This window comes from Pseudoalteromonas sp. US3C1013, from assembly GCF_048401115.1.
Taxonomy (GTDB): Bacteria; Pseudomonadota; Gammaproteobacteria; order Enterobacterales; family Alteromonadaceae; genus Pseudoalteromonas; species Pseudoalteromonas undina.
The window spans coordinates 32,838-52,226 of sequence record NZ_CP183075.1 but is presented as its reverse complement, the minus strand read 5'-3'; the positions used below and the strand labels follow the sequence as shown (position 1 = coordinate 52,226).

Below are 19,389 nucleotides of genomic sequence, written 5' to 3'. Positions count from 1 at the left end.
AGTTTTTTTAAAGACTATAAAAAGAGATAAAAAGTTTCATAAAAAATCACATAATCAACTCACCTAACAAGCTCACTTTGGTGCAAAATAGCCACTGAGCCTTTATACTACAGCTAATACCACCCCCACTGAGAAACATGATGAACGAAGAATATATAGAAGTTGAGTTAGAAGAAGAGCCTATAGAGCTGTGCAAATTATTAAAGGTATTAGATCTTGTTGAAGGTGGTGGTCAAGCAAAAAACCTAATTAGCGAAGGCTATGTAGGTGTTAACCATGAAATTTGTACAATCAAACGGAAAAAATTATACAGCGGTGATGTACTTGCATTTGATGGCGAGTTGTTTCAATTAACGTTAAGTGAAGATGCCACTCCAGCAGAACGTCCAGTTATTGATGAAACAGTTACAGCAGAAAAAGCCGCGCCCGTAGCAACAACAGAGCCGGCTAAAAATAAACGCAAACGCACTAAAAAGCCTAAAGTTGATGAAAAAACGGGTCGTCGCCCTATTTCATTTGGCTAACATTTGCTTAAGTTATATGTGTTATTAAAAGCCAGTTTGCATCACTGGCTTTTTTATTCTTTAATAGAATATCAATAATAAAAAATAGATGCTTACATGTCAGAAAACACCTCAAACCGCTGGATAAAACCCGTACTTATTACTGCCTTATTATGGAACATATTAGGTATTCTTGCATTTGTCATGCAGCTGTTTCTCTCTCCAGAGATGATAAGTAAACTACCTGAAGAACAACAACTTGCTTATAACAGCCAACCTTTATGGGCTACTTTAGCGTTTGCTATTGCGGTATTTGGCGGCGCATTAGGATGCGTACTTTTGTTATTCAAAAAGTCTCTAGCCAGATTAACATTAATAATCTCTTTGGCAGCGGTTTTAGCTCAGCAATACTATAATTTTATGATTATTAATAGCATCAACTTGTTTGGTATTAGCGCTATTTTTATGCCTATTGCAGTCACCATAATTGCGATTGCATTGGTGTATTTAAGTTTTCATTTAAAACAACAGGACTACTTTAAATAGCACTTTTTTGAGTTTAGTTTTGTGGCCAATTATTACTCAGAGTATCCCTTGAATTTTAACTTTTGGCCTTCATCTCTATTTAAATAACGACCAAAATAAATTATACAATATGGTATTTTTTATCATGGTACACACTTTGCAAATCACTACAGAGGTCACTTTTACAAGAATATTAATCTAATTTATTGAAGGGACAAATAATGAAAAATAGTTTCGACACCCAACAACAGCTCACTATCAATGGCGAGCAGTATCATATCAACTCGCTTATGGGACTTGGCGATAAAGCCAAACGCCTGCCTTTCTCGTTAAAAGTATTGCTAGAAAACTTACTACGTAACGAAGATGGTGTGAATATTAAAGAACAAGATATTCAGGCCTTATTAGATTGGGATCCAAAAGCGAAGCCCTCTGCCGAGGTAGCTTTCACTCCAGCCCGCGTAGTAATGCAAGATTTCACTGGTGTCCCTGCAATTGTTGATTTAGCCGCCATGCGCGATGCAATGGAAAAGCTCGGTGGTGATCCTGCAAAAATAAACCCGCTTTCTCCTGCAGAGTTGGTAATCGATCACTCGGTGCAAGTGGATGGCTACGGTAAAGATGGCTCATTCGACTTAAATTCAAAATTAGAATATGAGCGTAACAAAGAGCGTTACGAATTTTTACGTTGGGGACAAACCGCATTTGATAACTTAAAAGTTGTACCACCTGCAACCGGTATAGTTCACCAAGTTAATTTAGAATATTTAGCTCGTGTAGTATTTAATGATACAAAAAACGGCAAATCATTAGCCTACCCAGATACACTAGTAGGTACGGATTCTCATACAACGATGATTAATGGTTTAGGCGTACTTGGCTGGGGTGTAGGCGGTATTGAAGCCGAAGCCGCCATGCTTGGCCAACCTATTAGCTTGCTTATTCCACAGGTTGTGGGTGTTAAATTAAATGGTCGCTTACCTGAGGGCACTACAGCAACCGATTTAGTACTTACTGTTACTGAAATGCTGCGTAACCACGGTGTGGTAGGTAAGTTTGTTGAGTTTTATGGTGACGGCCTTGCCGACTTACCACTTGCCGATAGAGCAACTATCGCTAATATGGCGCCAGAGTATGGCGCAACCTGTGGTATTTTCCCTATTGATGAGGAAACGATTAATTACTTACGCTTAACTAATCGCGATGAGAAGCAGCTTAAACTGATTGAAGATTACGCTAAACACCAAGGCTTATGGCGTAACGATGGCGACGAAGCACATTATACCGATAAGCTTGAACTGACTTTAGATGATGTTGTGCCAAGCCTAGCAGGCCCCAAACGCCCGCAAGATAGAATTACTTTGGATAAAGCCGGCAAGGTTATTGGTCAGCACTTAAAAGACTTTCAAGACGAGCGTATGGCACGTCGTGATAAAAGCGATGAAGAGCAAGCGCGTATTGAAAGCGAAGGCCCTACTACCAACCCTGATGAGCCTACCGATGAAGCGCAGTTTATGGGCGCAGCAAAAGTAAACTTTAATGGAGAAGAATTTGAGTTAAATGATGGTGCCTGTGTTATTGCTGCAATTACTAGCTGTACAAACACATCTAACCCAAGTGTTATTTTAGCTGCCGGTTTAGTAGCTCAAAAAGCACGTCAGTTAGGTATTAATGTAAAACCTTGGGTTAAAACCTCACTTGCGCCAGGTTCTCAGGTGGTCACCGATTACCTTGAAAAAGCAGGGTTGATGGATGACTTGGATGCGCTTGGCTTTAATTTAGTTGGTTATGGCTGTACCACATGTATTGGTAATTCAGGCCCACTTGCCGATGAAATTAGTGAGGCGATTCAAAAACACAAATTAGTTGTAAGCTCAATTTTATCGGGTAACCGTAACTTTGAAGGGCGCATACATCAAGATGTTAAAATGAACTTTTTAGCGTCGCCTCCTTTAGTGGTTGCCTATGCCATAGCGGGTAGAACCGATATTGATGTTTACAACGAGCCACTCGCGCAAGATAAGCATGGTAACGATATTTACCTTAAAAATATTTGGCCGAGCGTTAAAGAAGTAAGTGAACTAGTAAAAAGTACGGTAACTAAAGAGATGTTCGAAAAAAGCTACGCCAATGTTTACGATGGCGACAGTCGCTGGCAAAAAATTCAAATACCTGATGGTAAACTTTACGATTGGGACGGTGCTTCGACTTATATCAAAAAAGCCCCCTTCTTTGATGGTATGAGTGTTGAACCACCAGGTATTCCAACTATTGAGGGTGCGCGTTGTTTAGCTAAACTGGGTGATTCGGTGACTACCGATCATATTTCACCAGCAGGCGCAATTAAGGCAGAGGCACCCGCAGGGCTTTACCTACAAGAAAATGGGGTTGAAAAAGCACAATTTAACTCTTATGGTTCACGACGTGGTAATCACGAAGTAATGATGCGCGGTACATTCGCTAATGTGCGCCTTAAAAACTTACTAGCCCCTGGTACCGAGGGCGGTGTTACCCGCACTCAACCTGATGATAAGCTAGAAAGTATTTATGACGCGGCAATGGCATATCAAGAAAGTGGAACACCACTAGTGGTTCTAGCAGGTAAAGAGTATGGAACTGGCTCTTCGCGAGATTGGGCTGCAAAAGGGTCATTATTACTCGGTATTAAAGCTGTGATAGCACAAAGCTATGAGCGTATTCACCGCTCTAATTTAATTGGTATGGGCGTACTTCCTTTACAATTTAAAGAAGGTGAAAGCCATGAATCACTAGGCTTAACTGGGCAAGAGCAATTTGATATTCAAGGGTTATACGATAAAACCGACGAAGTCAGTGTGATTGCGACTAACAGTGAAGGTAAACAAGTTAGCTTTAGTGCCGATGTGCGTATTGATACTCCGAAAGAGTGGGATTACTACAAACATGGCGGTATTTTACAGTACGTACTGCGCAATATGCTCGACTAACAACTTAAAACGAAAATGCAGCCCGGCTCAGTAATGAGCTGGGCTTTTTTATATTATTAATGGATGGTTGCGCTAAATCAATGCCGCTTTATAAAGATTACATACACTAAGAAGACACGCTGCGCAGAGGTCGCTATGTCTTCAATTGTAATAATAAGACTACTTAAAACATCGATTTTGCTTGGATTGTGCTTAATAGTGACAGGCCATGGTTTAATTGTATCGAGCTACTTTACCAACCAGTTCGGCATTAAAGGTATTATTACTGCAGCTGCCTGTATTGCAATTGGCGTACTTTTATCGTTGCCTACTAAAATCTACTTAACTATATTATTAATGGAAGCAGAAAAGCGTTATTTGAAGACACAGCAAAAAACACCTCAAAACTAAAAGCCGCTAAAACTTTCGACCTCTTTACTGCGTTGCTCTATTCTCTTTTTAGCTTTTTCAGCATCTTCAAACAGCTTATTAATTGATTCACTGTTGTATATCGCTGGTGCTCGCTGAGGAAAAGGCTTTACTGCTGATTTAGCACTGCCACTCAAAATAGCGGTATCTTCTGCAACCACGACATTAATATCGGCGGGGTTAAGCTTTACCACTTCGCTTTTACCATTCTTGTTTGGTACATCTGAGAAATGCCATTGTCCTTGCTCGTCTTGCCATTTATAAATTGGCTTAGGAGTTTCTGTCTCAAAGGTAGCCCCAGTGATTTTTTCACCCGCTGTGGTAATTGCTGAGGTAATACTATCTAACGCGCTAGATGAAAGCGCTATCATTTCATTCTTGACCTCTGTTGATTCATTATAAATATGAGAGGTGCTTAGCCAAGGCTGGCCATTTGGTTTTTTAATATAAAACAATAAGATAACAGCAATTATCATCACTGACACTGCTAAATAGGTGAAGTATTTCATAGCGTTCCTGCTGTGTGTTTAATCCATCATCACAACCAATATAATAAAAAAGAATCAATTCAGCAAATATTAAACAATAAAAAACGCAGCAAAGGCTGCGTTTTTTCATTTTATAGCTTTGAATAATAAGGTAATTAAATTCCATCACCATCAATATGTAAGCCACATTCACGGTTCAAGCCAAAAAAACGGGTTTCCTCTTCACTCATGCCGGGCTCTAGTTTACGCGTGGTGTGCACATCCCCCATCGACACATAACCTTGCTCCCATAATGGATGGTATGGCAAATTATGCTTTGTTAGATACTGATATACATCGCGATTATTCCATTCAATAATGGGATACACTTTTACCGTACCTCGGCTTATTTCTAGTACTTGCTTTTCAGCACGGCTTGAGGATTGATCTCGACGTAGGCCACTAAACCAAGTGCTCGCATTTAGCTCCTTTAAAGCGCGTGTCATTGGCTCTACTTTATTAAGCTGGTTGTATTGCTTAATACCTGCCTCACCTAGCTCCCATAATTTTCCAAATTTAGCCTCTTGCCATGCAGGGCTCAGCTGCGCTTTATACACTTTTAGGTTAAGTGATAACTGCGAAGTCATTTGCTCTATAAACTGATAGGTTTCTGGAAATAAGTAGCCTGTATCGGTTAATACCACAGGTATATCTGGGCGCTGTGCAGTCATTAAATGCAACATAACTGCAGCCTGAATACCAAAGCTCGATGATAAAAACGCAGTGTCAGGCAAATTTTCAAGTGCCCATGCAACGCGCTGCTCTGCGCTCATGTCAGCCAGCAAACCGTTCGCATCAGCTAACATAGCCTGTTGGCTTTGCTTATCTAGCTGTAATATGTTTTTAAATTCACTCATGGTCAACTTTAAACCTCACCAGCGCTTTGCGCTGCTTTTAAATTATGCGTAAAAATCGGTAACGGATACTTTTACTTCTGCAACAATACCTTTGCGAATCACAAAATCACCAAAACATTCGCCATCATCACGTTCACTAACCCATTGCCCAATGAGTTTATCGAATGCTTCTAAGTAAACCTCTTCGCCAACATTTTCAAGGTAAAGCTTTGGAATACGTGTACCCTCAGTATTCCCCCCAAGGTAAACGTTGTACTTACCTGGGCCTTTGCCGACCAAGCCTGCTTCTGCTAGCATGGCACGACCACAGCCATTCGGACAACCAACTACACGCATAATAATGCTGTCATTTGGCACTCCGTGTTTGGCTAATAAGCCTTCTATTTTTTCAATTAAACTCGGTAAGTAACGCTCAGCTTCGGCCATAGCTAATGGGCAAGTTGGCAATGCCACACACGCCATTGAGTTTTTGCGTTGCTCAGTGTCCTTATCGTCAATCAAACCATGATTGCGGGCTATTTCTTCAATTACTGCTTTTTGATCGGCCGGTACACCCGCAATAATTAAGTTTTGATTTGCCGTCATGCGAAAATCACCTTGATGAATTTCTGCAATTTTGCGACACCCTGTTTTAAGCGGCTTATCTGGGTAGTCTAAAATACGACCGCTTTGAATAAATAAGGTTAAGTGGTGCTTACCATCAATGCCTTCTACCCAACCAATACGATCCCCTCGGTGAGTAAACTCATAAGGGCGGCTTGGTGCAAAGTTCACGCCTGCGCGCTTTTCAACTTCAGCTTTGAATACTTCAGTGCCAACACGATCGAGTGTGTATTTAGTTTTTGCATTTTTACGATTTGAGCGGTTGCCCCAATCACGCTGAACAGATACCACGTGCTCAGCAATTTTTAACGTATCTTCTAGGCTAATAAAGCCAAAGTCGTCCGCTTTACGTGGGTAGGTTGCTGTATCGCCATGGGTCATCGCCAAACCGCCGCCTACTAGCACGTTAAAACCAACGAGTTTGCCATCCTCAGCAATCGCCACAAAGTTTAAATCGTTAGCATGTACGTCCACCTCATTGTTAGGTGGGATCGTCACTGTAGTTTTAAACTTACGCGGTAAATACGTTGAACCTAAAATAGGCTCTTCTGTAGTTTCAGATTTTTCGCCATTGAGCCAAATTTCAGCGTATGCCTTCGTTTTAGGTAATAAGTGTTCAGAAATTTTTGCCGCCCACTCGTAGGCCTCTTGATGTAACTCAGACTCAACCGGATTGGTAGTACATAATACATTACGGTTAACATCACCGGCGGTGGCAATAGAATCAATTCCAACACTATTAAGCAATTGGTGCATACCTTTAATTTCAGGTTTTAATACACCATGAAACTGAAATGTTTGGCGAGTAGTTAAACGAATACTGCCATAACTGGTTTTATCACCAGCAAATTTATCAATTGCAAGCCATTGCTCTGGCTTAATAATACCGCCAGGCATACGTGCGCGTAGCATCACATTATGCAGTGGCTCTAGCTTTTGTTTAGCACGTTCAGGACGAATATCGCGATCATCTTGTTGATACATGCCGTGAAAACGAATTAACTGGAAGTTATCGGCGGTAAAACCACCGGTGATCTCGTCTTTTAAATCTTGCTCTATGGTGCCACGTAAAAAGTTGCTTTCTCTTTTCAAACGCTCGTTATCAGAAAGCTTTACGTTTTTATCTTGTTCGCTCATGTTTAATCCTAAATTTGTTACAGTGACGGCTGTTAGCGTTATTTTTTATAAAGTAAGCAATGTGCACTTAGTACACGTCTTTCTGATAGCGATTTGCGCTTCTTAAGTCTTTTAAGTACTGCTCTGCGTCTTCATAGCTTTTACCAGTGTTTTCGCTAATGATATCAACTAAGGCATTGTGCACATCTTTTGCCATGCGGTTAGCATCGCCACACACATAAAAATGAGCTCCCGCTTCTAACCAATCAAACACTTCTTTTGAGTTTTTACGTAACTTGTCTTGTACATAAACTTTTTCTGCTTGGTCACGGCTAAACGCCACATCGACCTTACTTAGTAAACCTGACTTTAAATACCCTTGAATTTCTACTTGGTACAAGAAGTCTTGAGTAAAGTGTGGGTTACCAAAAAACAGCCAGTTTTTACCTGTTGCTTCTCGTGCATCACGCTCTTGTAAAAAGGCGCGAAATGGCGCAATACCAGTACCTGGGCCAACCATAATAATTGGTGTGTCATCGCTTACTGGTAAGCGGAAGTTATCGTTATGTTCACTGAATACTTTTACTTTACAGCCTTCTTCTGCGCGGCGTGCTAAGTACCCTGAACAACCACCTAAGTGCTCTGTGCCAAACGCTTCAAACTCAACCAATGCAATAGTTAAGTGCACCTCATCTTCAACCTCAGCTTGGCTAGAAGCAATTGAATATAAACGTGCTTGTAATTTACGCAGGCAATCAACTAGTGTTTGCGCTTCTAATTTAGCTGGGTTTTGTGCAACCACATCAAAGATTTGACGAGGCTCAATGTATTCGCGCATTGCGCCTTTATCTTCTACTAGTTTAAGCAGCTCAGGCGTGCCTGTAGCCGTGGCGTACTTTTCAACAAACCCAGGGTAGGATTGTGTTAGCTCTAGTTTTTCAATTAAGGCATCACGTACGCTGAGTTCTTCATCGCCAAGTTTAACGCGGCTAGTTGGATCAATTTGCGTTTGCGCTAGTAGCTCATCTACACGGGCTTCATCATTTAAAAAGTAAATACCGAGTGAATCACCAGGTGTATACGCAATGTCTGACCCTTCTAGTGAAATTTCAACATGGCGTACATCTTTGGTTGAATCACGACCGGTAATTTTTTGCACTAAGCTTAGCTCTGCCGCAAACGGATTTTGCTTTGTGTACTGACTAGCCGCTGCTGCAGGAGCGCCAAATGGCATTGATACAACTTGACCGCTAGTTGCATCTTGCTGGGCTTTTAAGTCTGGTTCAAACGCATTTAATGCGCCCTCAATCCAAGTGGCTGCTTCGTCATCATAATCAACGTCTAGGTCGGCGCGTTGATGAATAACCTCTGCACCTAATTTAGTTAAACGCTCTTCAAAGTCTTTAGCGGTTTGGCAGAAAAATTCATAGCTAGAATCACCTAAACCTAATACTGCAACTTTGACACCATCAAGCTTTGGCGCTTTTTTAGTAATTAAAAATTCATACAGTGTTTCGGCGTCTTCTGGTGGCTCACCCTCGCCGTAAGTCGATACAACAACGGTTAAAAACTTCTCTTTTTTCAGGGCTGTCGGTTTGTAATCTGACATACTAACCAGTTTAGTTGCTAAGCCGCGAGACTCAGCTTGCTCTTTAAGTTTAGTCGCCACCGCTTTAGCATTACCTGTTTGCGAACCATATAAAATGGTCAACGCTGCCGCTTCCGAGGTTGCGGGTGTAACTGAAGCTGGTGCGCCTAGCGCTGCAGAATTAGCATTAGCAGCTAAGTAGCCGCTAACCCAGGCTTGCTGAATTGGATTAAGCTCAGCCACTAAACCTTGTAGCTTTTGTACTTGCTCTTGCGAAAGCGGACTTGCTAGCGCATTGAGTTGACCTAACAACATGAATTTTTCCTCATAACCCTGAACGTTAAACACAATGCCTGTTCACATTGTTTAAAAATGAGTGCCACCTCACTCAGAAAGTTCTGTTGAGGTTAATTGAGTATGCAGGATAGCCGCCTAAGCATAGATAAAAAAAGAATAGAATCTGCTTTGATATTCCATTTAGTTATTAAGTTACCTAAAAACCTGCGAAATAGACCTAAAAGGGTTTTATTGTCTTTTATGAAATTTTAATTTAACAATTTTGTAACTTTAATGTTCTAAGGTATATTACGCAAAAATATAAATAGGAACACCTATGTTACACGGTATATATAAAAACAAATTACTTTTGAGCACCTTGTTATTATCCTCATTACCCGCGATGGCTAATGTGGTTAATGGCAACTTTGAACAATACAGTGGCAACACCCCAGATTCGTGGACAGTGATTGATAGCGGTATTAACGTATCTGCCAACAGCACAGTCGTAAGCACAGGCTCACAAGCAGCAGCGATTAGCGTTAATACAGGCACACAAAGCAATACTGATTTTTTGCAGCAAGTCGCTGTTGAAATGGGTAAAACTTATGAGTTCTCAGTAGATGTGTATCATACCGAAGGCCATCTTAAGGCGCGTTTGTTGATAGATGGTTATCAAGGCTATTCAAATCCAGCACAAACCAACCAATGGCAAACCATTACTTACAGCTACACAGCCGATAGTAATAAAACCATTGATGTCGGCTTACGCTTTTATGATACAACGGGATTTGATGGTAGCGAGTTAGTTTATGTTGATAACTTCTTGCCTAGTAATGACAGCAGTGGCTCTCCAAGCTGCGCAGATAACGGCCTTACTTTTAGCCTAACCACAGATAACTACGGCGAAGAAACCAGCTGGCAAATAGCGCACAACCAAACCGGTGTCGTTGCAAGCGGAAGTGGGTATGCTGCAAACACCCAATATACCGAACAATTATGCGTAGCCGATGGTGAGTATACATTTACTATTAATGACAGCTATGGCGATGGTATTTGCTGTTCATATGGTAGTGGTAGCTACGCCTTGAATAATGAAAGCACATTGCTCGCCAGTGGAGCTAGTTTTCAAACAACCGAGGCTACTGCTTTCTCATTAGGAAGCACTGAGCCAACACCGACGCCAACCGGCTACTATGTGACAACTCAAGGCTTGTCTGGTTACACGCTAAAAACTGAGCTTTATAACATTATTAATAATCATAATGCTCAGGGGTATTCCGCTATTTGGAATTTTTACGACGCATCGGCGCGTGATAAATACTATGAAAACGATAATAGTATTTTAGATATGTACAGCGAGAAGCCCAATGGCTCTGATAGCTACACATACACAGCCGTTAGCGATCAATGTGGCACCTACAGTGGTGAGGCAGATTGCTACAACCGAGAGCATTCGTTCCCTAAAAGTTGGTTTGGTGGAAAAGTTGAACCGATGAACTCTGATGTTCATCATATTTACGCCACTGACGGTTATGTAAATTCAAAACGAAGCAACTTCCCATTCGGTGAAGTAGCAAGCGCTTCGTTTACCTCAACCAACGGCAGTAAATTAGGCTCTGCAAGTAATACGATTAATTACAACGGTACTGTGTTTGAACCTATTGATGAATTTAAAGGTGACTTTGCTCGTGCTTATTTTTACATGGCAACCCGTTATCAAAACGTAATTGGTGCTTGGCAAAATAACACCGCAGCTAGTAATGACGTGCTTAATGGCACCAGTACCCAAGTATTTGAAAGCTGGGTTGTGGCCATGCTGTTAAAGTGGCATAACAACGATCCTGTTAGCCAAATGGAATTAGACCGCAACCAAGCAGCGTTTGAATTTCAGGGAAATCGTAACCCGTATATTGATCATCCTGAATTTGTAGAGATGATTTGGTAAACGGGCTTCGGGCTTCGGGCTTCGCAGAAAACATAAGCCTTTGCTTACGCAAAGGCTTTTCTTACACCTATTTTATAATATTATTTTTTGCACTTAGGTTCGTAACACTCAACCCAAACTTCGACGCTATAATTTACTTACTTCTGAAGGCTGAAAGCTTCAAACTTATCGCTTTTTTAAACGCAAAAAAAACCCCAGCAAAAGCTGGGGTTTCTTTTAAAACAGACTTAATTAAAAATTAAGCTTGTTTTGGACGTTCAACAACATCTACCAAAGTCCAAGATTTGTTCTTAGAGATTGGAGCGCATTCACGGATAGTGACAGTGTCACCCGCTTTTGCAGTGTTATTTTCGTCATGTACGTGTAACTTAGTCGTACGTTTGATGAATTTCCCATAGATTGGGTGCTTCACGTAACGTGCGATAGCAACAGTGAAAGATTTTTCCATCTTGTCGCTGATTACACGGCCTTGAAGAGTACGAATTTTATCGCTCATTATTGACCTGCCTTCTGGTTAATAATTGTTTTTACACGCGCGATATCGCGACGTACTGTTCTTAGCGTGTGTGTCTGAGCTAGCTGACCAGTGCTTGCTTGCATGCGCAGGTTAAACTGCTCACGAAGAAGACCTAGAAGTTCAGCATTAAGCTCTTCTACGCTTTTATCTTTTAGTTCGTTTGCTTTCATCACATTACCGTCCGAGTTACGAAAGTTGTTTTGAATGGCAGCTTACGAGCAGCAAGGTTAAACGCTTCACGAGCAAGCTCTTCTGAAACACCTTCCATTTCGTAAAGTACTTTACCAGGCTGAATTTCAGCAACCCAATATTCAACAGAACCTTTACCTTTACCCATACGAACTTCAAGAGGCTTTTCTGTGATCGGCTTGTCAGGGAAGACACGGATCCAGATTTTACCTTGACGTTTCACGTGACGTGTCATAGCACGACGAGCTGCTTCGATTTGACGAGCAGTCATGCGGCCACGACCAGTAGCTTTCAAACCGAAAGTACCGAAGCTTACTTTGTTACCGTTTTGCGCTAGACCACGGTTGCGGCCTTTATGCATTTTACGGAATTTTGTACGTTTTGGCTGTAACATTACTCGCTACCTCTACTTAGCACTTTTTTTGGCTTTCTTTGGTGCGCGTTTAGCTGGCTTCTCTTGCTCTTGTACTAGTGGTAAACCACCAATAACTTCGCCTTTGAAGATCCAAACTTTAACACCAATGATACCGTAAGTGGTTAAGGCTTCAGAAGTTGCGTAGTCGATATCAGCACGAAGAGTATGTAGAGGTACACGACCTTCACGATACCATTCTGAACGTGCGATTTCTGCGCCGCCAAGACGACCGCTAACTTCAACTTTAATCCCTTTAGAACCGATGCGCATTGCATTTTGTACCGAACGCTTCATAGCGCGACGGAACATAACACGACGCTCTAGCTGAGAGGCAATGCCGTCTGCTACTAGTTGTGCATCTAGTTCTGGTTTACGTACTTCAGAAATATTAATCTGAGCAGGTACACCAGCGATTTTAGTTACCGCTTGACGTAATTTTTCTACGTCTTCGCCTTTTTTACCGATAACAACACCCGGACGAGCCGTGTGAATAGTTACTCGGATAGATTTTGCTGGACGCTCAATAACGATTTTAGACACAGAAGCCGCTTTCAATTCCTTAGTAAGGAATGTACGTACTTTGTGATCGCCAAAAAGCTGTGCAGAGAAATCTTTTGAATTCGCGTACCAGGTAGAAACCCAAGGTTTAGATATACCTAGGCGAATACCAGTAGGATGAACTTTTTGTCCCATTACTTATATCTCCTAGCTATCTGAAACCACAACAGTGATGTGGCTTGTACGCTTAAGGATGCGGTCTGCGCGTCCTTTAGCACGTGGCATAATACGTTTCATTGTTGGACCATCGTCCACAAAGATCGTTGTTACACGTAGCTCATCAATGTCAGCACCTTCGTTATGCTCTGCGTTAGCAATAGCAGACTCAAGTACTTTCTTAACTAATACAGCCGCTTTTTTCGGGCTGTACGCCAGGATTTCTAGTGCGCGATCGACAGGTAACCCGCGGATCTGATCTGCAACTAGACGTGCTTTTTGCGCCGAACCAGAGGCGAATTTATGTTTAGCTAATGCTTGCATTTATCTTCCCCTCTTAACGTTTCTTCGCTTTCTTATCCGCAGCATGGCCACGGTAAGTGCGAGTTGGTGCAAATTCACCTAGTTTGTGACCGATCATTTCGTCAGAAACGAAAACTGGTACATGCTGGCGACCATTATGGACAGCAATGGTCAATCCGATCATGTTAGGTATGATCATTGAACGACGGCTCCAAGTTTTAATTGGCTTCTTTTCACCGCTTTCCAAAGCTTTCTCTACCTTCTTCAGCAAGTGTAGGTCTATAAAAGGACCCTTCTTGAGAGAGCGTGGCATGGCTATTCCTCAATATTACTTAGTACGACGACGTACTATAAATTTATCCGTACGCTTGTTCTTACGCGTCTTAGCACCTTTAGTCGGTTTACCCCATGGAGACACAGGATGACGACCACCAGATGTACGACCTTCACCACCACCGTGTGGGTGATCAACCGGGTTCATGGCAACACCACGAACTGTCGGACGAATACCACGCCAGCGATTTGCACCTGCTTTACCAAGTGAACGAAGCATATGCTCAGCATTGCCTACTTCACCTAGCGTAGCACGACAATCAGATTCAACTTTACGAACTTCGCCTGAACGAAGACGTAATGTTACATATTGACCATCACGAGCAAGGATTTGAACGTATGCACCAGCAGAACGTGCGATTTGAGCACCTTTACCTGGTTTTAATTCTACGTTGTGAACAGTCGAACCTACAGGCATATTACGCATTGGTAATGCATTACCAGGTTTGATTGGTGCATCAACACCAGACTGGATTGCATCGCCAGCTTTTAAGCCTTTAGGTGCGATAATGTAACGACGCTCACCGTCTGCATATAATACAAGAGCGATGTTTGCGCTACGATTTGGATCATATTCTAAACGCTCAACAGTGGCTGGAATGCCATCTTTAGTACGTTTAAAATCGATTAAACGGTAATGCTGCTTATGACCACCACCGATATGACGAACCGTAATACGACCATTGTTATTACGACCACCTGATTTAGAGTTTTTCTCTAATAGTGGTGCGTAAGGTTTACCCTTATGTAAATCTGGGTTAACCACTTTAACTAGGTGACGACGACCCGCAGAAGTTGGCTTACACTTTTGAAGTGCCATAATTCTAACTCCCCTTATTACTCGGCGCCGCCGACAAAGTCCAGCTCGCTACCTTCTTTAAGAGTAACGTAAGCTTTCTTCCAGTCGCTACGACGACCGAAACGCATGCCAGTACGTTTTGTTTTACCCTTAACGTTAAGTGTGCGAACACCAGTTACTTCTACTTCAAAAAGCTTCTCAACTGCCGCTTTAATTTCAGCTTTAGTTGCATCATTTACTACTTTGAAAACAATTGTGTTGTTTTCTTCAGCAGCAATTGTGCTTTTTTCAGAGATGTGTGGAGCAAGGATCACTTTTAAAAGACGTTCTTCACGGATCATGCTAGCGCCTCCTCAAGTTGCTTAACAGCAGCAGCTGTAATTAGTACCTTATCGAAAGCAATTAAGCTTACAGGATCGATACCAGCTACATCACGTGTGTCAACCTTGTACAGGTTACGTGCCGATAAGAAAAGATTTTCATCTACTTCTTCAGTCACGATAAGAACATCTTTAAGCTCAAGTTCTTTAAGCTTAGCAACTAGTTCTTTAGTTTTTGGTGCTTCAAGACCAAAACTTTCAACAACGATTAAACGCTCTTGACGAACTAATTCAGATAAGATGCTTTTGATCGCACCGCGGTACATTTTACGGTTTACTTTTTGGCTGTGGTCTTGTGGTTTAGCTGCGAAGCTAACGCCACCTGAACGCCAAATTGGACTACGGATTGTACCAGCACGTGCACGGCCAGTACCTTTTTGAGCCCATGGTTTTTTACCACCACCGCTTACTTCAGAACGTGTCTTCTGAGCACGAGTACCTTGACGAGCACCTGCTGCGTATGCAACAACTACTTGGTGTACTAATGCTTCGTTAAACTCACGTCCAAAAGTAGCTTCAGAAACTTCAAGAGCGCCAGAAGCGTCTTTAATTGCTAATTCCATCACTAAATCTCCAGGACTTATGCTTTAACAGCTGGTTTAACGATAACGTCACCGCCGATGGCGCCAGGTACTGCACCTTTAACTAAAAGCAGGTTACGCTCAGCGTCAACGCGAACTAGTTCAAGGTTCTGAGTTGTTACTTGCTCATTACCCATTTGACCGGCCATTTTCTTACCTTTAAACACCTTACCAGGTGATTGGTTTTGACCGATTGAACCAGGAGCACGGTGAGATAGAGAGTTACCATGTGTAGCGTCTTGCATGCTGAAATTCCAGCGCTTAACACCACCTTGGAAACCTTTACCTTTAGAAGTACCGGTTACGTCAACTTTGTTGATTTCGTTGAATAATTCAACAGTAAGCTCAGCGCCTACTTCAAAATCGCCTTCACCACCATTTAGGCGGAATTCCCACAGACCGCGACCCGCTTCAACACCAGCTTTAGCGAAGTGACCCGCTGTTGCTTTGTTTACACGGCTTGCTTTTTTAGTGCCTGCGGTTACTTGAAGCGCGTTATAACCGTCTGTTGCGTCAGATTTGATCTGAGCAATGCGGTTAGGAGTCGCTTCAATAACTGTCACAGGGATAGATACACCATCTTCAGTGAAGATACGTGTCATACCCACTTTACGACCGACTAGACCTAATGCCATTTTCCTAAAACCTCTCTAATCTTCCGATTAACCCAGGCTGATTTGAACATCAACACCAGCAGCAAGGTCTAAACGCATAAGTGCGTCTACAGTCTTGTCAGTTGGTTCTACGATGTCGATCAGACGTTTATGGGTGCGGATCTCGTACTGATCACGCGCGTCTTTGTTAACGTGCGGTGATGTAAGTACAGTAAAACGTTCAAAGCGTGTAGGTAGTGGAATTGGACCACGTACTTGTGCGCCAGTGCGTTTCGCAGTTTCCACGATTTCCGCCGTTGATTGGTCAATCAAACGGTGGTCAAAAGCTTTTAGGCGAATACGAATGCGTTGATTTGACATTCTTAAACCTCAATATAAAGAGCATTTAAAGAGCATAAAAAAACGACCGAAACAATCTTAATAATTAAGATGCCGGTTGTTTGATTATATCTACGTTGAGTTCCAAATCGGAACTCCTGTTTATTAGCTTGAAATCCAAGCTTAATTTATTCTTTCTTGTTCCCGAGGGAATTTTGAAAGCCTGCGTATTATAATGGTACTGGTGATAAATGCAACAACTATTTAGACATTATTACTTTGTTATTGTCGTTTAAAAAATAGCTAAGTTTATTAATAGTGAACGCAATAGAGGTGATGATGTCTTTATAATGTCATAGCTTGTCGATTAATCTGCAGGGGATTTTTTAGATATTATGTTATCCTATGCGCTAATTTTGCTGTTATATACCCATATTGGTTTGGGTAACTACTCTCTTATGGTGAGTCAATGCGTATTTTAAATTATGGTTTAAATCTTATCTCTGGTGGTATCAGCCGCTTGTTTGTCAAAAGCAAAGTACTGCCTGAAAAACCTTTAGAGCAATTTGAGCTGAACCCTAAAAACCCGACCTTTTATATAGTGCGTTTAAATTCACGCTTTGATTTAGCGGCACTGGCACGTGTTTGTAAACGAAATGGTTTACCAGACCCAACAGAGCAGCAAGTATTAGGTGACGAGGCGTTAGATCGCTTTATCGGCATTAAAAACCCTCCCCCGCTATTTGGTGATAAAGAAAAACCTACCAATGCATTAGCGCAAGGCAAACACATTGTTGAGCATTTATTAAATAGTGGCCAAAAAAATGTCCAGGTTGTGCCTGTGACTATTTTATGGGGCAGAGCGCCGGGTAAAGAAAAGCCAGGATTAAGCACTTTACTTTCGCACTCACTTACGCCCAGCTGGTTTAGAAAAATCTTTGTGGTACTTTTTTCAGGAAGAGATAACTTTATTCGATTTAGCCAGCCACTCGACTTATCTTTATTGGTTAATGAAAAAGCCGACGTTAATGAACTTCCTCATAAGCTGTTGCGTGTAGCTCGAGTTCACTTTAAACGTCAAAAGCTGGCTGCTACAGGGCCTAAAATACCATCTCGTGATCAGTTATTTAGCTCACTGCTGGCATCACCAACAATAAAAAAAGCAATTCAAACCGAGGCCACTGAAAAAAACATCAGCCAAGCCCAAGCGCGACAAAACGCCTTGAAGTTGCTGGATGAAATTGCCGCTAATTATAGTGATGCCACCATCCGCGTTGCGGATCGTATATTAACGTGGCTTTGGAATAAGCTTTATAATGGCATTGATATAAAGTACACCGAGCAAATTCATGACCTAACCAATAAAGGCCATGAAATAATCTACATGCCTTGTCATCGAAGTCATATGGATTACTTACTGCTAACCTACTCTATTTATCATCAAGGCCTTGTACCACCGCATATTGCAGCTGGGATCAACCTCAACTTTTTCCCTGCAGGTGGCATATTCCGCCGCAGTGGTGCATTTTTTATTCGTCGCTCATTTGCTGGTAACAAACTCTACTCAGCGGTATTTAAAGAGTACTTGAGCCAGTTATTTATAAAAGGTTATTCGGTTAAGTTTTATACCGAAGGTGGCCGCAGCAGAACCGGACGTTTACTCCCCCCAAAAACCGGCATGCTCGCCATGACATTACAAGCAATGCTGCGCGGTATTGATCGCCCAGTATCTATTGTGCCTGTATACATAGGCTACGAACACGTAATGGAAATAAACACCTACTTAAAAGAGCTCGCGGGTAATGATAAAAAGGGCGAGTCGATATTAGGTATTTTTAAAGCGATTAAAAACTTAAAAAACTATGGTCGTGGTTATTTAAATTTTGGTGACCCTATTTCTATTAACCAATACCTAAATGACAACCAGCCAGACTGGCGCGAGTCAATTCATGCTACCGACGTGCAAAAGCCACAATGGTTAGGGCCGCAGGTGGCTAATCTTGCTGATCAGGTTATGGTTAAAATTAACAATGCAGCCGCACTTAACTCAGTTAACTTACTGGCGATGATTCTGCTAGTAAACGATAAGCACGCATTGAGTAAACCTAAATTGCTAGCTCAGCTTGAGTTTTATTTGCGATTACAACGTGAAGCTAGCTACAGCAATAAAATAACCGCACCCGATGAAACGCCAGAGCAACTGCTAGAACACGCCTTAAAGTTGAATAAGTTTGATGTGATCAGTGATGAGTTTGGTGAAATTATTGCGATAAACGATAAAGAAAAAACCTTATTTAACTATTACCGTAATAACATTTTGCATATTTTTGCAGTGCCTAGTTTAGTTGCCCTGCATTTATTCAAGCAGCATCAAAGTAGCGTTACTCGCTGCCATCAATTGGTAAAATCTTTTTATCCGTTATTCGCCAAAGAGTGGTATTTACAAGAGCTTGATGAAAGCTATGTAACCCGCATTTTAACTAACTTTAGCGATCAAGGCTTAATTGAGCTTGATGGTGATAACATTAAAGTGACTCAAAATAACGATAGCTTTGCCAAACTCGAAATGCTTGGTCGTGCATTAAGCTTTACTCTGCAACGTTATGCGATTGTGATTGGCTTTATTCAAACCAGCCAAGGTATTGCAAAAGCAGAACTGGAACGTGAAAGCTATGTGTTGGCACAGCGTTTGGGTACGTTACATGGTATTAAAACGCCGGAGTTTTTTGATAAGAAGGTACTTAGTAGTTTTATTTCCAATCTTCGCGAACAAAAGCTTATTAGTGAATCTGATAGCGGCTTACAAGGAAGCCAAGAGCTGTGCGAGACCTACAAGCAACTGCAAACACTGTTGCCAGCACGTATTTGGCAATCAATTACTGACATTGTTCACGCTCAATGTCAGTAAC

General features: G+C 41.8%; 21 protein-coding genes. 6 read left to right on the top strand and 15 right to left on the bottom strand.

Annotated features, from left to right (window positions below):
- The first annotated feature begins 140 nt into the window (after positions 1-140).
- From ACNSN2_RS00255 to ACNSN2_RS00240, 4 genes are all read left to right on the top strand, one after another.
- Positions 141-524 (top strand): RNA-binding S4 domain-containing protein, encoded by a 384-nt coding sequence (locus tag ACNSN2_RS00255; protein WP_008108378.1) that lies wholly within the window; start codon positions 141-143, stop codon positions 522-524.
- A gap of 96 nt (positions 525-620) precedes the next feature.
- Positions 621-1,049, top strand: coding sequence for a hypothetical protein (locus tag ACNSN2_RS00250; RefSeq protein WP_075170854.1), 429 nt, complete (start codon positions 621-623; stop codon positions 1,047-1,049).
- Between the two features lie 200 nt (positions 1,050-1,249).
- Positions 1,250-3,994 carry an aconitate hydratase AcnA gene (gene acnA, locus ACNSN2_RS00245; RefSeq protein ID WP_054202786.1) on the top strand — a complete coding sequence of 915 codons (2,745 nt, stop codon included), beginning with the start codon at positions 1,250-1,252 and terminating at the stop codon, positions 3,992-3,994.
- Positions 3,995-4,129: 135 nt separating this feature from the next.
- The gene (locus ACNSN2_RS00240) at positions 4,130-4,384 is read left to right on the top strand and encodes a hypothetical protein (protein ID WP_418608077.1); all 255 of its coding nucleotides are present in this window, start codon (positions 4,130-4,132) and stop codon (positions 4,382-4,384) included.
- Here ACNSN2_RS00240 and ACNSN2_RS00235 read toward each other — a convergent pair.
- The 4 genes from ACNSN2_RS00235 to ACNSN2_RS00220 all read right to left on the bottom strand — a co-directional run bounded on the left by ACNSN2_RS00235 (position 4,381) and on the right by ACNSN2_RS00220 (position 9,408).
- Entirely contained in the window at positions 4,381-4,911 is a 531-nt protein-coding gene (locus ACNSN2_RS00235; protein ID WP_418608076.1) for a DUF4124 domain-containing protein, read from the bottom strand. The two genes, ACNSN2_RS00240 and ACNSN2_RS00235, sit on opposite strands and share 4 nt — an antisense overlap.
- Positions 4,912-5,045: 134 nt before the next feature.
- On the bottom strand, positions 5,046-5,786 hold the full coding sequence (locus ACNSN2_RS00230) for a phosphoadenylyl-sulfate reductase (protein WP_054202789.1): 741 nt from the start codon (positions 5,784-5,786) through the stop codon (positions 5,046-5,048).
- 42 nt (positions 5,787-5,828) lie between these two features.
- The gene (gene cysI, locus ACNSN2_RS00225) at positions 5,829-7,526 is read right to left on the bottom strand and encodes an assimilatory sulfite reductase (NADPH) hemoprotein subunit (RefSeq protein ID WP_109875674.1); all 1,698 of its coding nucleotides are present in this window, start codon (positions 7,524-7,526) and stop codon (positions 5,829-5,831) included.
- Between the two features lie 67 nt (positions 7,527-7,593).
- Complete coding sequence (locus ACNSN2_RS00220) at positions 7,594-9,408, bottom strand: assimilatory sulfite reductase (NADPH) flavoprotein subunit (RefSeq protein ID WP_418608073.1); 1,815 nt, start codon at positions 9,406-9,408, stop codon at positions 7,594-7,596.
- A 298-nt stretch (positions 9,409-9,706) separates the two neighbouring features.
- Here ACNSN2_RS00220 and ACNSN2_RS00215 point away from each other — a divergent pair, with 298 nt between their 5' ends.
- A complete protein-coding gene (locus tag ACNSN2_RS00215) occupies positions 9,707-11,317 on the top strand; it encodes an endonuclease (protein ID WP_418608071.1) in 1,611 nt (536 codons plus the stop codon).
- A gap of 238 nt (positions 11,318-11,555) precedes the next feature.
- Here ACNSN2_RS00215 and rpsQ read toward each other — a convergent pair whose 3' ends face one another.
- The 11 genes from rpsQ to rpsJ are packed head-to-tail and all read right to left on the bottom strand — an operon-like array spanning position 11,556 to position 16,522.
- Positions 11,556-11,813: a 30S ribosomal protein S17 gene (gene rpsQ, locus ACNSN2_RS00210; protein ID WP_008108356.1), complete on the bottom strand. Its 258-nt coding sequence runs from the start codon at positions 11,811-11,813 to the stop codon at positions 11,556-11,558.
- A complete protein-coding gene (rpmC, locus tag ACNSN2_RS00205) occupies positions 11,813-12,004 on the bottom strand; it encodes a 50S ribosomal protein L29 (protein WP_008108355.1) in 192 nt (63 codons plus the stop codon). The genes rpsQ and rpmC overlap by 1 nt, the downstream gene beginning before the upstream one ends.
- Complete coding sequence (gene rplP / locus ACNSN2_RS00200; RefSeq protein WP_008108352.1) at positions 12,004-12,417, bottom strand: 50S ribosomal protein L16; 414 nt, start codon at positions 12,415-12,417, stop codon at positions 12,004-12,006. Before rplP ends, rpmC begins: the two co-directional genes overlap by 1 nt.
- Before the next feature lie 12 nt (positions 12,418-12,429).
- Positions 12,430-13,131, bottom strand: coding sequence for a 30S ribosomal protein S3 (gene rpsC / locus ACNSN2_RS00195; protein ID WP_008108350.1), 702 nt, complete (start codon positions 13,129-13,131; stop codon positions 12,430-12,432).
- 12 nt (positions 13,132-13,143) lie between these two features.
- Positions 13,144-13,476: a 50S ribosomal protein L22 gene (rplV, locus tag ACNSN2_RS00190; protein WP_004588690.1), complete on the bottom strand. Its 333-nt coding sequence runs from the start codon at positions 13,474-13,476 to the stop codon at positions 13,144-13,146.
- 13 nt (positions 13,477-13,489) lie between these two features.
- Positions 13,490-13,768 carry a 30S ribosomal protein S19 gene (rpsS, locus tag ACNSN2_RS00185; RefSeq protein ID WP_004588689.1) on the bottom strand — a complete coding sequence of 93 codons (279 nt, stop codon included), beginning with the start codon at positions 13,766-13,768 and terminating at the stop codon, positions 13,490-13,492.
- Between the two features lie 15 nt (positions 13,769-13,783).
- Entirely contained in the window at positions 13,784-14,608 is an 825-nt protein-coding gene (rplB, locus tag ACNSN2_RS00180) for a 50S ribosomal protein L2 (protein WP_007376192.1), read from the bottom strand.
- Between the two features lie 17 nt (positions 14,609-14,625).
- Positions 14,626-14,928: a 50S ribosomal protein L23 gene (gene rplW, locus ACNSN2_RS00175; RefSeq protein ID WP_006791359.1), complete on the bottom strand. Its 303-nt coding sequence runs from the start codon at positions 14,926-14,928 to the stop codon at positions 14,626-14,628.
- Positions 14,925-15,530, bottom strand: a complete 606-nt coding sequence (gene rplD / locus ACNSN2_RS00170) for a 50S ribosomal protein L4 (RefSeq protein WP_008108340.1) — start codon at positions 15,528-15,530, stop codon at positions 14,925-14,927. Before rplD ends, rplW begins: the two co-directional genes overlap by 4 nt.
- A gap of 17 nt (positions 15,531-15,547) precedes the next feature.
- On the bottom strand, positions 15,548-16,183 hold the full coding sequence (gene rplC, locus ACNSN2_RS00165; protein ID WP_008108338.1) for a 50S ribosomal protein L3: 636 nt from the start codon (positions 16,181-16,183) through the stop codon (positions 15,548-15,550).
- Between the two features lie 27 nt (positions 16,184-16,210).
- Positions 16,211-16,522, bottom strand: coding sequence for a 30S ribosomal protein S10 (rpsJ, locus tag ACNSN2_RS00160; protein WP_002957900.1), 312 nt, complete (start codon positions 16,520-16,522; stop codon positions 16,211-16,213).
- A 427-nt stretch (positions 16,523-16,949) separates the two neighbouring features.
- Between rpsJ and plsB the strand changes: the two genes are divergently transcribed.
- Entirely contained in the window at positions 16,950-19,388 is a 2,439-nt protein-coding gene (gene plsB, locus ACNSN2_RS00155) for a glycerol-3-phosphate 1-O-acyltransferase PlsB (RefSeq protein ID WP_010391947.1), read from the top strand.
- The last annotated feature ends 1 nt before the right edge of the window (position 19,389 follow it).